Annotated in this window: 12 protein-coding genes; 8 read left to right on the forward strand and 4 right to left on the reverse strand. The window is 29.9% G+C overall.

Annotated elements, in window-relative coordinates:
* Positions 1–553: hypothetical protein (locus tag E6248_RS06775; protein ID WP_316340059.1), on the reverse strand; the 553-nt coding region annotated here is incomplete at its 3' end.
* Between the two features lie 425 nt (positions 554–978).
* Here E6248_RS06775 and pyrB point away from each other — a divergent pair.
* The 7 genes from pyrB to E6248_RS06810 all read left to right on the forward strand — a co-directional run bounded on the left by pyrB (position 979) and on the right by E6248_RS06810 (position 7,202).
* Positions 979–1,899 (forward strand): aspartate carbamoyltransferase, encoded by a 921-nt coding sequence (pyrB, locus tag E6248_RS06780; RefSeq protein WP_316340060.1) that lies wholly within the window; start codon positions 979–981, stop codon positions 1,897–1,899.
* Positions 1,900–2,331, forward strand: a complete 432-nt coding sequence (locus tag E6248_RS06785; RefSeq protein WP_316340061.1) for an aspartate carbamoyltransferase regulatory subunit — start codon at positions 1,900–1,902, stop codon at positions 2,329–2,331.
* Between the two features lie 18 nt (positions 2,332–2,349).
* The gene (locus E6248_RS06790; protein ID WP_316340062.1) at positions 2,350–3,546 is read left to right on the forward strand and encodes a dihydroorotase; all 1,197 of its coding nucleotides are present in this window, start codon (positions 2,350–2,352) and stop codon (positions 3,544–3,546) included.
* A gap of 9 nt (positions 3,547–3,555) precedes the next feature.
* Positions 3,556–4,431, forward strand: a complete 876-nt coding sequence (pyrF, locus tag E6248_RS06795; protein WP_136005803.1) for an orotidine-5'-phosphate decarboxylase — start codon at positions 3,556–3,558, stop codon at positions 4,429–4,431.
* 13 nt (positions 4,432–4,444) lie between these two features.
* Positions 4,445–5,182, forward strand: a complete 738-nt coding sequence (locus E6248_RS06800; RefSeq protein WP_316340063.1) for a dihydroorotate dehydrogenase electron transfer subunit — start codon at positions 4,445–4,447, stop codon at positions 5,180–5,182.
* Between the two features lie 20 nt (positions 5,183–5,202).
* Entirely contained in the window at positions 5,203–6,102 is a 900-nt protein-coding gene (locus E6248_RS06805; protein WP_316340064.1) for a dihydroorotate dehydrogenase, read from the forward strand.
* 257 nt (positions 6,103–6,359) lie between these two features.
* A complete protein-coding gene (locus tag E6248_RS06810; protein WP_316340065.1) occupies positions 6,360–7,202 on the forward strand; it encodes a hypothetical protein in 843 nt (280 codons plus the stop codon).
* A gap of 476 nt (positions 7,203–7,678) precedes the next feature.
* On the opposite strand, the gene E6248_RS06815 is transcribed toward E6248_RS06810, so the two are convergent.
* Both E6248_RS06815 and E6248_RS06820 read right to left on the reverse strand, forming a co-directional pair.
* Positions 7,679–9,079 (reverse strand): alanine/glycine:cation symporter family protein, encoded by a 1,401-nt coding sequence (locus tag E6248_RS06815; protein ID WP_316340066.1) that lies wholly within the window; start codon positions 9,077–9,079, stop codon positions 7,679–7,681.
* A gap of 242 nt (positions 9,080–9,321) precedes the next feature.
* Entirely contained in the window at positions 9,322–11,988 is a 2,667-nt protein-coding gene (locus E6248_RS06820; protein WP_316340067.1) for a transglycosylase domain-containing protein, read from the reverse strand.
* Positions 11,989–12,121: 133 nt separating this feature from the next.
* Between E6248_RS06820 and yunB the strand changes: the two genes are divergently transcribed.
* Positions 12,122–12,751 (forward strand): sporulation protein YunB, encoded by a 630-nt coding sequence (gene yunB, locus E6248_RS06825; RefSeq protein WP_316340069.1) that lies wholly within the window; start codon positions 12,122–12,124, stop codon positions 12,749–12,751.
* Between the two features lie 27 nt (positions 12,752–12,778).
* Here the strand turns inward: yunB and hpt are convergent, their stop codons facing one another.
* Positions 12,779–13,306, reverse strand: a complete 528-nt coding sequence (gene hpt / locus E6248_RS06830; protein ID WP_316340068.1) for a hypoxanthine phosphoribosyltransferase — start codon at positions 13,304–13,306, stop codon at positions 12,779–12,781.
* Positions 13,307–13,365 lie beyond the last annotated feature (59 nt).

A 13,365-nucleotide genomic window follows, 5' to 3' on the forward strand; every position in this document is an offset into this window, starting at 1 on the left:
CAGTAACATTATCATTACCAGCAGTAGAAGCTAAAGCATTTTGGTTATCGTTGGAAGCCCCAGCAGCAGAACCAGAAGCAGAACCGGCAGCAGAACCAGCGGCTGTAGTTTCAGTTTCACTTTCGCTTTCAGTAGAAGTAAGTCCATTAGTTACTGTAATATTAATATTGATTGGCTGACTATTGGTAGTTGTATCTGTATCTGTAGTTTCTTGACCTTGAGATTGAAGTTGTAACTGAGCTTGTAATTGAGCTTGTAATTGAGCTTGTAATTGAGCTTGAAGTTGTGCTTGGAGTTGTGCTTGTAATTGAGCTTGAACTTGAAGTTGAGCTTGCAGTTGAGCTTGCAGTTGCCTTTGATCTTGCTCTTGACGTTGTAATTGAGCTTGTAATTGAGCTTGTAATTGAAATAATAATGATAAATAATTATTTAGATTATTATTAGTGTTATTATTCTTATTTAAATTATTTAGATTTTGGGTATTAAAGTCATCATAAATATTATCAAGACAAGAATCAAATTTAGAAGCATCATAATTTTTATTTTGTGACATATAGATCCTCCTTTAGTATTAATTTTAAAACTTATATTTAGTGTTGTTAATATAATTTATAATATGTAATTTATTGTAGTAATGATACTAATCTGAGTGGAATAATGCTTTTAAAGTTATATAAAAAGTTTGATTTAATAAAGATAATTTAATGTAGAAATTTTATTAAAACTTATATATAAAATATAGCAATTTATTAATAAAGATTTATTGACAACATTGTATAGAAGTGTTATTCTAATGAAAACGAAGACCTTTAACTTAATCCAGAGAGATTAATAAGGGAGATTTAGGTATTAATAAACACTACAGGCTTATTATGTCTTCCTTAAGTTTAAGGAAGGCTTTTTTTATGAGATTTATACTCAATTACAACGTATATACCTTTAAATTTAACACTGAGATGTTAATAAGGAGTGATGAATATGACAAAAAAACATTTAATTGACCCTATGGATTTTTCTAAGGAAGAATTAGAAGAAATATTCAATTTAGCACATCAAATAATAGCAAATCCAAAAGAGTATTCTAATGTATGTGATGGAAAGATATTAGCTACTCTATTTTATGAGCCAAGTACTAGAACAAGATTTAGTTTTGAAGCTGCAATGATGAGACTTGGAGGAAAAATACTAGGTTTTTCTGAACCTAACTCAAGCTCAACTGCAAAGGGAGAAACTTTAGCAGATACTATTACTATGGTATCAATTTATGCTGATATAATTGCAATGCGACATCCTAAAGAAGGTGCTGCAAGACTTGCAAGTATGTATTCAGAAGTTCCTGTAATTAATGCAGGAGATGGTGGTCATCAGCATCCAACTCAAACATTAACTGACCTTTTAACTATCAAATCACTAAAAGAAGGATTAAATAATCATGTAATTGGACTATGTGGAGATTTAAAAAATGGAAGAACTGTTCATTCCTTAATTAAAGCTATGTCAAGATATGAAGGAACAAAGTTTATTCTAATCTCTCCTAAAGAGCTTTCAATACCTACATATATAAGAGAAGAAATTTTATTAAAGAATAAGGTTGAATTTAGAGAAGTAGAAAAATTAGAAGATGTAATAGATGAATTAGATATTCTTTACATGACTAGAATTCAAAAAGAGAGATTCTTTAATGAAGAAGAGTATTTAAGATTAAAGGATAGCTATATATTAGATGTAGAAAAGATGAAATTAGCTAAAGATGATATGATAGTTATGCATCCACTGCCAAGAGTTAATGAAATAGATATAGAAGTAGATAAAGATAAGAGAGCATCTTATTTTAAACAAGCTGAGTATGGAATGTATGTGAGAATGGCATTAATTGCTAAGCTTTTGGAGGTGGTTTAGATGTTAGAAATAACTAGTATAAAAAATGGGTTAGTAATAGACCATATAATGGCTGGTATGGGAATAAAGATTTTTAATTATTTAAACTTAGATAAGGTAAATAGCCAAGTTGCTTTAATTATGAATGTAGAAAGCAAAAAAGCATGTAAAAAAGACATCATTAAAATAGAAAATATAATGGATATAGATTATACAATATTAAGTTTATTATCACCACACTTAACTATTAATGAAGTTAAGAATGGAGAGATAGTAAGAAAAATAAATCCTGAACTACCAGAAAGAGTAGTTGATGTTATTAAATGTAACAATAGTAATTGTATTACTACTGAAGAGAAATATGTTTCACATACCTTTAATTTAATTAATGAAGATAAAGGAACATACAAGTGTGATTTTTGCGACCATATAATGAAATTATCAGATTTATAAAAGGTATGAGGTGAAATTATGAACATATTAATAAAAAATGCTAGAGTAGTAGACAGTTCACAAGATTTTAATGGAGATATTTTAATAGAAGATGGAATCATTAAAGAGGTTGGATTAGATTTAAATAAGGAAGGTATTGAAGTAATAGATGCAAAGGGCCTTACTGTAATGCCAACGTTTATAGATACTCATGCTCACTTTAGAGAACCAGGATTAACATATAAGGAAGATATAGAAACTGGATCTAGAGCTGCTTTAAGGGGAGGATATACTGGAGTTTGCTTAATGGCAAATACTCAGCCAATCTGTTCAAGTAATGAAGTTCTAGAAAGAGTTAGAAATAGAGAAAAAGAATTAGATTTAATAGACTTACATCAATGTGTATCTGTTACTAAAGGTTTTAATGGAAAAGATCTTAGCCACTTAGATGATTTTGCTTCTGACGAAAGACTTAAAGCAATTTCAGATGATGGAGTCGGAGTTATGGATTCAGAAATAATGTATGAAGCAATGAATAAGGCTAAGGAAAATAACTGGATTATTATGTCTCATGCAGAAGATAGAGGCTTTTCTGATATAGATATGACTATGGCAGAAAATATAATGACCTTAAGAGATATATATTTAGCTAAAGAAACAGGTGCAAGACTCCATATGTGCCATGTAAGCACTAAAGAGGCTATAAGCTATATAAGAGAAGCTAAGGAAGAATATGATAATATTACTTGTGAAGTTACACCACATCATATTTGCTTAACTAAGGAGGTTAACAATTATAGAGTTAATCCTCCTATAAGGGAAAGAGAAGATGTGGATGCAATTATAAAAGCAATTAAGGATGGAGTAGTAGATTGCATAGGAACAGACCACGCACCTCATACAAAGGATGATAAAGAAAAAGGATCACCAGGAATGGTTGGACTAGAAACATCATTCCCTATATGTTATACTTCTTTAGTTAAATCAGGGGCTATAACATTAAATAGATTAAGTGAAATAATGTCTAAGAATACTGCTAAAATTCTTGGAATGAATAAAGGATTAATAAGCCCAGGATTTGATGGTGATTTAGTTATACTTAACTTAGACAAAAAGATAAAAGTAGATTCTAATGAATTCCATTCAAAGGCTAGGAATACTCCTTTTGAGGGAATGGAGTTTTATGGGGAAGTTGAAATGACTATAAGAAAAGGAAAAGTACTATATAAAAAATAGGAGGACAATATGAAGAGTATTATTGTAGATAAGTTATATAAAAGAGTTGAAGAAAGAGGAGTAGTATGTGTTGGATTAGATACTGCTTTAGAATATATACCAGAACACTTATTTGAAGGAAGAAGTAATGTAGAAGCTATAGTTGAGTTTAATAAGCAAATAATAGATGCAACAAATGATGTAGCAGCATGTTTTAAAGTGCAAATTGCGTATTATGAAGCTTTAGGAATAGATGGAATGATAGCTTACAAGGAAACATTATCATACTTAAGAGAAAAGGATGCAATAATAGTAGCTGATATAAAAAGAGGGGACATTGCAGCAACAGCAAAGCAATATGCAAAGGCTCACTTTGAAGGAGATTTTGAAGCTGACTTCATAACATTAAGTCCTTATATGGGAATGGATAGTATTGAACCATATGTACCTTATATGGAAAAGGGAACTAAGGGAGTATTTACATTAGTTAGAACTTCTAATAAAGGTGCAGAAGATATAGAAATGTTAAAAACTGAAGATGGAAGAGATGTTTATAAGGTAGTTGGAGATAAGCTAAAAGCTATTGGAGATTCAATAGTAGGTGATTGTGGATATTCAGCTATAGGTGGAGTAATAGGTTGTACTCATGTAGAAGAAGGAATTGAAATTAGAAAAAGATTTGATAATATGTTCTTCTTAATTCCTGGATATGGTGCACAAGGTGGAAAGGCAACAGATGTTGCTATGTATTTAAATAATGGTAATGGAGGAGTTGTTAATTCTTCTAGAGCTATACTTTTAGCTTATAAGAAGCAAGAAGGAAGAGAAAAAGAATTTGCTCTATGTGCAAGAGAAGAAGCTATTAGAATGAGAGATGAAATAAGAGAAGCTGTAGAAAATATCTAGGGGGATGAGAACCATGGCTTATACTAAATCTAAGGTTTTATTAAATGAGAGAATAGTAGATAACATATATAAGATGGTAGTTGAAGATAATAATAATGTAAAAGCAGGTCAATTTTATATGTTAAAACTTGAAGGAAAAACATTACTTCCAAGACCTATAAGTGTTTGTGAAAAAAACGAAGGAACAATAACTTTTCTATATGCTGTAGTTGGACAAGGAACTAAGGAATATACAGTTTTAGAAAAAGGCGATTATATTAATTTAAATGGACCTCTTGGGAATGGATTTAAAATAGATGAGAATCTAGGTAGAGTAGCCTTAGTAGCTGGGGGGATAGGAACTGCTCCAATGCTAGAAGTTGCAAAGAAACTTAGAGAAAATAATAATGCAAGTAACTTAGATTTATATGCAGGCTTTAGAGATGAAGTATATTTAATTGAAGAAATTAAAGAGTATGCTGATGAAGTATATTTAACTACTAATACAGGTAAATATGGTCATAAAGGTTTTGTAACAGATGTATTAAAGCCAGAAAATTATGATGTTGTCTTATGCTGTGGACCTGAAATAATGATGAAAAAAGTTATTGAAATGTGCAAGGAAAAGAATGTTAAAATACAAGTTTCTATGGAAAAACATATGGCTTGCGGTGTAGGGGCATGTTTAGTTTGTACATGTAAAACTAAGGATGGACACAAAAGAACTTGTAAAGATGGTCCAGTATTTGATGGCTATTATGTAGAACTTTAAAATCAAAGGAGGCATTTAGAATGTTAAAGGTAAATATAAATGGAGTAGAATTTAAGAATCCAGTAATTGCAGCTTCAGGAACCTTTGGTTTTGGAGGGGAATACAATGACTTTTATGACGTTGGTATACTTGGAGGAATATCATCTAAGGGGTTAACTTTAAATCCTAAGGATGGTAATGAAGGAATAAGAGTATATGAAACACCATCTGGAATGATGAATTCAGTAGGACTTCAAAATCCAGGTATAGATAGATTTATAAGTGAAGAGCTGCCAAGAATGAAAAAGCTAGGAACTAATATTATAGCAAATGTTGGCGGTGGGTGCATGGAAGATTATGAAGAAGCTATTGAAAGACTAGTAGGAACTGATATAGATATGATAGAGCTTAATATATCATGTCCTAATGTTAAGTCTGGGGGAATGGCCTTTGGAATTAAATCAAATGTAGCTTATGATGTAGTATCAAAGATTAAGAAAATTGTAGATAAGCCACTTATGGTTAAGCTATCACCAAATGCAGAAGATATAGTAAAGATGGCAGTAAGCTGCGAAGAAGCAGGAGCTGATTCAATTTCTTTAATTAATACATTAAAAGGATTTGCTATAGATCCATATAAAAGAAAGCCTATATTTAATAATGGATATGCAGGGCTTTCTGGTCCAGCTGTAAAGCCAATAGCTTTAAGAATGGTACATGAAGTATCAAAGGCAGTTAATATACCTGTAATAGGTTTAGGTGGAATATCTTCTGGAGTAGATGCAATAGAATTTATGATGGCAGGTGCTACAGCTATTCAAATAGGTACAGTTAACTTTGCCAATCCAATGGCAGGAAAAGAAATAATAGAAGAAATGGAAGCATTTTTAAAGAGTCAAGGAATTAAGGATATAAATGAGATTATAGGTTGTGTAAAATAAAAACTATATAGTTATATTGAATTAGATTAAAATATTAAATTAGTAGGAAATTAGTTTATATTTTAAAAGTAGAAAGTGGATATAAGTAAGTTTAAAAATACTTTGTGTAAAGTGATGAAAGAAGAAAACTTACGTATGTCCACTTTTATTTAAATTATGACTTTATATTATGATACAAATAGGTTAAAATATAGAGAGAAAAGAATAAGTCATTGTATTAAAAATCTAAAGGTTTTTATATATGTAAGGAGGATACAATGAGACCTAAGAAGATAAGCATAATTTCTAGTATTATAATTATTTTATTGATAGCACTTATAATACTATTAGTAAGTAAAATTCTTGATAAGAGTAGTAAGGAAGTAAAAGTTGCTAAAGATTTTATTGAGGAACTTTATAACGAGGATATTATTAACGCTGAAAGTGGATTTAAAACTTCAATTGAAGAAGATGCATTGAATAAGGTAAATAATAAGAGTTCTAAAATAAAATATTCTGTAATGGTTGGAAGTTACGCAGTAGATATAGATGAAGACTATAAAGTTTTAGGCTTTTCAAATAAGAATATTCCAGCTTTAGTTAGTGAGAACGCTCCAATGATTACTTTAGAAAAAGCAGTCTCATTGTCCGAAAGCTATTTAAGTAAATTAACTAAAGACGAGTATTTAGTTAAAGAAGTTAAAATTGAAGGGGATTCACTTTCGCCAATTTATAATATTAATTTTTACAAATTAAAAGATGGACACCCTTATTATAAACAAGATATAAATGTAGTTATTAATAATAGTACTGGTAAGCTAGAAGGATATATTAATTATCCAATAGGAGAGGTTAAATATATAAATGATATTAATATTGATGAAAAGGAAGCTAGGAGTATTTTAGAGAGCAATTATAAAGCTTTAGGATTAGATTACAAAATACAAAGCAATCCTATGATGTATTACATTACTGTTTCTGATAATGAAATGGTACTAGCATATCGATTTAATTATAAAGTCACAAATAAAGATAATAAAGAGGAAGATAGCACTTCTTTTATTAGAGCAGATAATGGAGAAGTAGTTAACTTTAATTTAGAAGTAACAAAATTAAATTAGAAATTTTTGAAATTAAGAATGGAAAGAATAGATAGTTAAATATATTTATCGGGACAATAGATAGTTTTGTGTAAAAAACAAGACTATCTACTGTTTTTTAAAGGAGAAATGGAAGAAAATCTAGGAAAAAATAAATATGAAAATGTATGTGTAGAATTAGATAAAAAGATTATATCTCTATAGGCTAAAGGAATATCAACATCTGATATTCAAGATGAAATTGAAGAATTATATGGAATGACTATATCACCATAAATAGTATCTGAAATAACTGATAAAGAGTTTGCTATTGCTGATGAATGCCAAAAAAGCTGTTGTTAATACAGCCAGATTAAAAATTTCAAATTATAAAAATAATAGTTGATGTAATTCTTACGGAATTACACCAACTATTATTTTTATAAACTCCACCAAGAGTTATCATTAATTTTTTATTACTCATTGTGCGGATATCACTCTTACAGCACCCTGAGCAACTATTTCCATTCAGTTACTTCATCATTAAGCTCCGGAATCGAAGAAGATTTAAATATAGGATCTTTAATTCCAGCTTTCTTTTGAGTATTATAATCATCTAAGGCCTTAAAGGCAATTTTGCTAAGTAGTACAATAGCAATTAGATTAATTATTGCCATTAATCCCATAAATACATCAGCTAAATTCCATACTATATCCATGCTTACTAGTGAACCGAAGAATACCATTAAAGCAACTGATATTCTGTAAATAGATAAGTATATTTTTTTGTTAGTTATAAATTGAATATTTGCTTCACCATAATAATAATTACCAACAATAGAACTAAAAGCAAATAATAATATACATAGTGAAATAAATATATTTCCCCAAGATCCTACTTGTGAGCTAACTGCCAGCTGTGTAAGTTCAATACCTTTAATACTTCCATCAAGGGGAGCACCAGATAATAGAACTATAAATGCTGTACAGCTACAAATTATAATTGTATCAGTAAATACACCTAGAGTTTGTATAAAACCTTGCTTTACTGGATGAGATACTGTTGCAGTTGCAGCAGCATTTGGAGCAGAGCCCATACCTGCTTCATTTGAAAATAATCCTCTTTTAATACCTTGCATTAAAGCTGCACCTATTGAACCACCAACAACTTGGTTAATACCAAAGGCATTTTCAAATATTAATGTAATAATGCTAGGAATAGCAGAAAAATTCTTTAATACTATAAATAAAGCAACTAATATATAAGCTATTGCCATAATAGGAACTAAGACACTTGATACGTCGGCTATTCTCTTAACACCACCAAAGATTATTATTATTGTTAGTATAGTTAAGATAAGACCAACAATTTTAGTATCAAATCCAAAGGAGCTATTTAGTGAAAGAGCAATAGTATTAGATTGAACTGAGTTAAATACAAGTCCGAAGGATATAGTAATTAATATTGCAAATACTACGCCCATCCACCTCTTTTTAAGACCTTTTTCCATATAATAAGCCGGTCCGCCTATAAAATTAGAACCATCTTTTTCTTTATATATTTGAGCTAAAGTAGATTCTATAAATGCTGAAGCAGAACCAATTAACGCTATAAGCCACATCCAGAATATAGCACCAGGGCCACCTATAGCTATAGCAGTAGCAATACCAGCTAAATTACCAGTACCTACTCTAGAAGCAGTGCTTATGCAAAATGCTTGAAATGATGAAATAGTATTTTTATCATCCTTAGATGTAGCTCCGTCACCAAGCAATCTAATCATTTCTTTAATATTTCTAAATTGAACGAATTTTGTCTTAAATGTAAAATATAAACCAATTATTATTAACATTGCAATTAATATATAAGTCCATAGTATATCATTGAATGCCAAGATAAAGTCATTTAATAATTTCATATAACACTTCCCCTTTTCTTTAGTAAAAAATTATCTAATAGATATAATATAATAATTATGATAAAAATGCAAGAAATGAATAAATAATATTCATAAAAATGTTGAAAGTGGGGCATATTTAGGCTTAAATCAATACAAAATGAATATGTTTAGACAGTATAATTCAATAATAAAAATGATAAAAAAATAAGGATGAATATATTATACTCATCCTTATTTTTTATAAATATTATTTAATAGTATTAACCATTATTTTCAGCATTATTGTTATCATCAATTTCATTACTATTGCCACCAGTTCCACCATCAGGTTCTTCTGTTGAAGTATTAGCTTCAAGTTCTATAGTTATAGTGTCACCTTTTTTAGCTTTATTAGCAGAAATGGATTTGATTGTTCTATTTTTTGAGTCATTATTTTTAATTGTTACATTTACACCCTTAGATTTAAGAATACTAACTGCGTCATCAGCATTACTTCCTACTTTAATACCTAAGTCAGATAATTTAAATTCTTCATTAATTACTTGTGGTTTACTATCGTCCTTTTCAGTTGGAAGAACATATTGAGCATCTGCTGTGTTTCTATTTGAACTAGTTTTCTTAATAAAAACTCTTTCTTCAATTAAATTTTTAGGTGTATTTTCAGTAGCTAATTTATTATTATTTTTATTTACTTTAGCTGTAACATGGACATCACATGGACCGCTAGGTTCAGTTCCTGAAATAAACATTTCAGAATATGCTCTAGAACCTCTAGGATCTCTTGCACAAAGATCTGTAGCTCTCTTACCAGAATCCCTACAAATAGTAGCTGTAGTAATTCCTCCAGGATTTCCATCAAATTCTTTATATTCTAAGTTAGCATGTATTGGTGCCATCATAGCTCCCCATAATGAAGCTGCAGATGAACTGTAACTTGCCCCACCCATTTTCTCATGATTATCGTATCCTATCCAAACTGCACCAGAGTAATAAGGAGTTAAACCAGCAAATAGGAAGTTATTCACATGCTCAGTTGTACCTGTCTTACCTATAACAGGCATATTAGGAAGTTTAGCTAAAGCACCATCAAAAGTTAAAGGTCCCTTAAGTAAATCTCTCATAATATAAGCTGTTTGTGATGAAAATATTTGTTCTTGATTAGGCTTAGCTTCTAATAATATTTTACCAGTACCATCTACAACCTTAGTATATAAAGTAGGTTCAACGCGTACACCATTATTACCAAAAGTACCAAAGGCGGAAGCTAGTATAAATGGATTACCACCATCATAAGTACCATCAGAGTTTTCACCAGTAAATTCACCAAGTGATAGTACAGATAGTGTCTTTGAGTCTGGACCATAAATTAATCCGAGCTTTTCTGCATAAGAAAGACCAGTTTCAACACCTAGTTTATCTTCAACCATAATAGTAGGTACGTTTTTAGATAAAGCAAGGGATTGCCTTGCAGTAATATATCCATCAGATTTAAAGTCCCAGTTTTGAGGATTCCATCCTGGATATTTAGCCTTAATTGAATCAGGTAATAAGGCATCATCAAAAACAGTACCTGCTGTAATAGTTTTAGTGTCAATGGCAGGTCCATAAACAGTAAGTGGTTTAGTTGTAGAACCTATTGATCTTAAAGCATCATAAGCTCTATTAGTAGATCTTGCTGGCTGATCACCTCTACCTCCAACTAATACTTTTACCTGACCAGTTCTATAATCAATAATTGATGCAGCAGCTTGTAACTTTAAAGTTCCTGTATCATCAGTAACTTCTGGGTTTGCATATATATCAAGTTGCTTAATACTATTTCTATCATCTAATACTGCTTGGGTAGAATCTTGCATAGCTCTATCCATAGTAGTATAAATTTTTAGACCACCAGTTGAGAATAATCTATCTACTTCTTCATCTGTATATTTATATGTTTCCTTTAAATCTTTTCTTACTTGGTCTATTGCAGGATATACAAACCATTCATAGTTTATCTTGTAAGTAATAACAGTTTGAGAAAATGCAAAGCTATTTGCATCAGTAAAAGCATAGGCTTCATCATATTCTTCTTGTGTTATCTTACCTAGTTCCAGCATTTTCATAAGAACAGTTTTAGTTCTATCTAAGTAAACCGTAGGATCTTCTATATTATCAGGATGATATGGACTATAAGCTGAAGGTGCTTGAGTTAAGCCAGCAATAAAAGCTGATTCAGCTAAAGTTAAGTCCTTTGCACTTTTGTCAAAGTAATATTTAGCAGCAGCTTCAACACCATAAACCCTTCCTCCAAGAGGAATAGTATTTAAATAGGCTTCCAATATTTGATCCTTACTTAATTTTTTTTCAAGACTTAATGAAAGATAGATTTCTCTAACCTTTCTTTCTATTTTTACATCATTAGTAAGTAGTGTGTTCTTAATTAATTGTTGAGTTAGAGTTGATCCACCTTGGATATTTCCTTTGCCAGTTACATAGGTTATTGCAGAGCTTAAGGCAGATCCTATAGTTCTTTTAAAATCTACGCCACTATGTTTATAAAAACGCTCATCTTCAATAGAAACATAAGCATCTAGTAAGTATGGTGACATTTCATCCAGTGTCACTTTATATCTTTCTTCTTCAGTAGGTAAATTGTCTATATAGTTTCCTTCGCTATCAAATAGCATTGAAGGCTCGTTTAAACTTAGTACTGCATTAACATCTAATGGGTCAGTGCTTTTAATAATTGCAAATATATAGCCAAGTCCTACAACAAAGCATAAAAGACCAGCAATTAGTATTCCAAGAAATGTTCCTTTCAATATTTTTTTATATTTCGGTTGATTTTTATCTTTTTTATTCTTTTTATTTCTTTTGCTACTGTTTGTTTTCTTTTTAACATTAGCTTGGCTTTTTTCTGATCTAGAAGTTTCTTTATTAGCCATTTGTTCCTCCCTCATAATCATAATTATTTAATGGTTTAAAATAAATAATATAGTTTATTATAGCATATTTATATAAAGAGTAAAATAATAACTCTAGAAGGTGCCTATGAACTATTATACAAAAAAACCTAAAATGCGATTTGAAATTAAACACCCTAAGACTATATTGGCTATTATTGCCATATTTATTTTATTTAATTCCATAATATACCTATTTAACAAAAATATTTTACCGGCAGTATTATCTATAGGGGAAGAAAGAATGAAAAGAGAAGCTACAGAAATAATTAATGAAACGGCATTAGATATTTATTCAAAAGATTTTAATTATGAAGAAATTATAATTACAGATAAAGATAATGAAGGAAATATTACAATGTTAAGAGCTGATACTGTAAAACTTAATTACTTATCTTCAAAATTAGTATTGGAAGCTAATAGAAGAATAGGTAAATTAGAAGAAATTGGGTTAGAGGTACCTTTAGGATATATGACTAAAAATTTAGTTTTTTATAATTTAGGGCCAGATATAGGTGTGAAAATGACCCAAGTTGGAAATATATCTAGTAGTTATGAATCTGTATTTGAAAGTGCTGGTATAAATCAGACAAGACACAAGATATATTTAAATGTAAGTATGAAGATGAAAGTTATAGTTCCATTTAAAAGTGAAGAAGTAGAAGTAGTATCTCAAATTCCAATATCTGAAACTATTATTGTAGGTAAAACACCATCTACAGCAATAGACTTAAATAAAAACTAACTGAAAAAAGCTGCTTAATGCAGCTTTTTACTTACTTTCCCAGTTAAATACGTATGGTACATTTCTATAATAGCTTTCATAATCAAGACCATATCCAACTACAAATAAGTCTTCAATTTCAAAGCAACAATAATCTGGTTTTAGATCTACTTTTCTTCTAGATGGCTTATCTAAAAGAGTACAAGTCTTAACAGATTTAGCACCACGACTTTTAACATAGTTAATTACAAATTCCATAGTATATCCAGTATCTATTATATCATCAACTATAAGTACATCAAAACCTTCAATATTATCAGGGATATCATTAACAACTTTAACTTCTCCAGTACTTTCTTCACCGTGACCATAGCTTGAAGTTGTCATAAATCCAACTTTAGCTTTTAAATCTATAGCTCTAAAGATATCAGCTCCAAATATAAAGCTTCCTCTTAATAAAGGAAGTACATAAAGATTTTTATCTTTATAATCTTTTGCTATTACCTTTCCAAGTTCTTCAATTCTATTTTTTATTTCACTTTCAGTAAAAAGTATGTTTCTTTTTTTGTCATCCATTAGATTAATCCTCCTAAAAATATGATGGAAAAAGCTTATATATTTATGTAATATTAAAT

It is taken from the genome of Clostridium sp. (assembly GCF_032552055.1).
Lineage (GTDB): Bacteria > Bacillota > Clostridia > Clostridiales > Clostridiaceae > Clostridium.

Bases quoted from the DNA above. Each gene is read 5' to 3' on its own strand.
- E6248_RS06785 (WP_316340061.1), top strand. From the start codon at position 1,900: ATGTTAGAAATAACTAGTATAAAAAATGGGTTAGTAATAGACCATATA.
- E6248_RS06820 (WP_316340067.1), bottom strand. From the start codon at position 11,988: ATGGCTAATAAAGAAACTTCTAGATCAGAAAAAAGCCAAGCTAATGTT.
- hpt (WP_316340068.1), bottom strand. From the start codon at position 13,306: ATGGATGACAAAAAAAGAAACATACTTTTTACTGAAAGTGAAATAAAA.
- E6248_RS06790 (WP_316340062.1), top strand. From the start codon at position 2,350: ATGAACATATTAATAAAAAATGCTAGAGTAGTAGACAGTTCACAAGAT.
- E6248_RS06815 (WP_316340066.1), bottom strand. From the start codon at position 9,079: ATGAAATTATTAAATGACTTTATCTTGGCATTCAATGATATACTATGG.
- E6248_RS06800 (WP_316340063.1), top strand. From the start codon at position 4,445: ATGGCTTATACTAAATCTAAGGTTTTATTAAATGAGAGAATAGTAGAT.
- pyrB (WP_316340060.1), top strand. From the start codon at position 979: ATGACAAAAAAACATTTAATTGACCCTATGGATTTTTCTAAGGAAGAA.
- E6248_RS06805 (WP_316340064.1), top strand. From the start codon at position 5,203: ATGTTAAAGGTAAATATAAATGGAGTAGAATTTAAGAATCCAGTAATT.
- yunB (WP_316340069.1), top strand. From the start codon at position 12,122: ATGCGATTTGAAATTAAACACCCTAAGACTATATTGGCTATTATTGCC.
- E6248_RS06810 (WP_316340065.1), top strand. From the start codon at position 6,360: ATGAGACCTAAGAAGATAAGCATAATTTCTAGTATTATAATTATTTTA.
- pyrF (WP_136005803.1), top strand. From the start codon at position 3,556: ATGAAGAGTATTATTGTAGATAAGTTATATAAAAGAGTTGAAGAAAGA.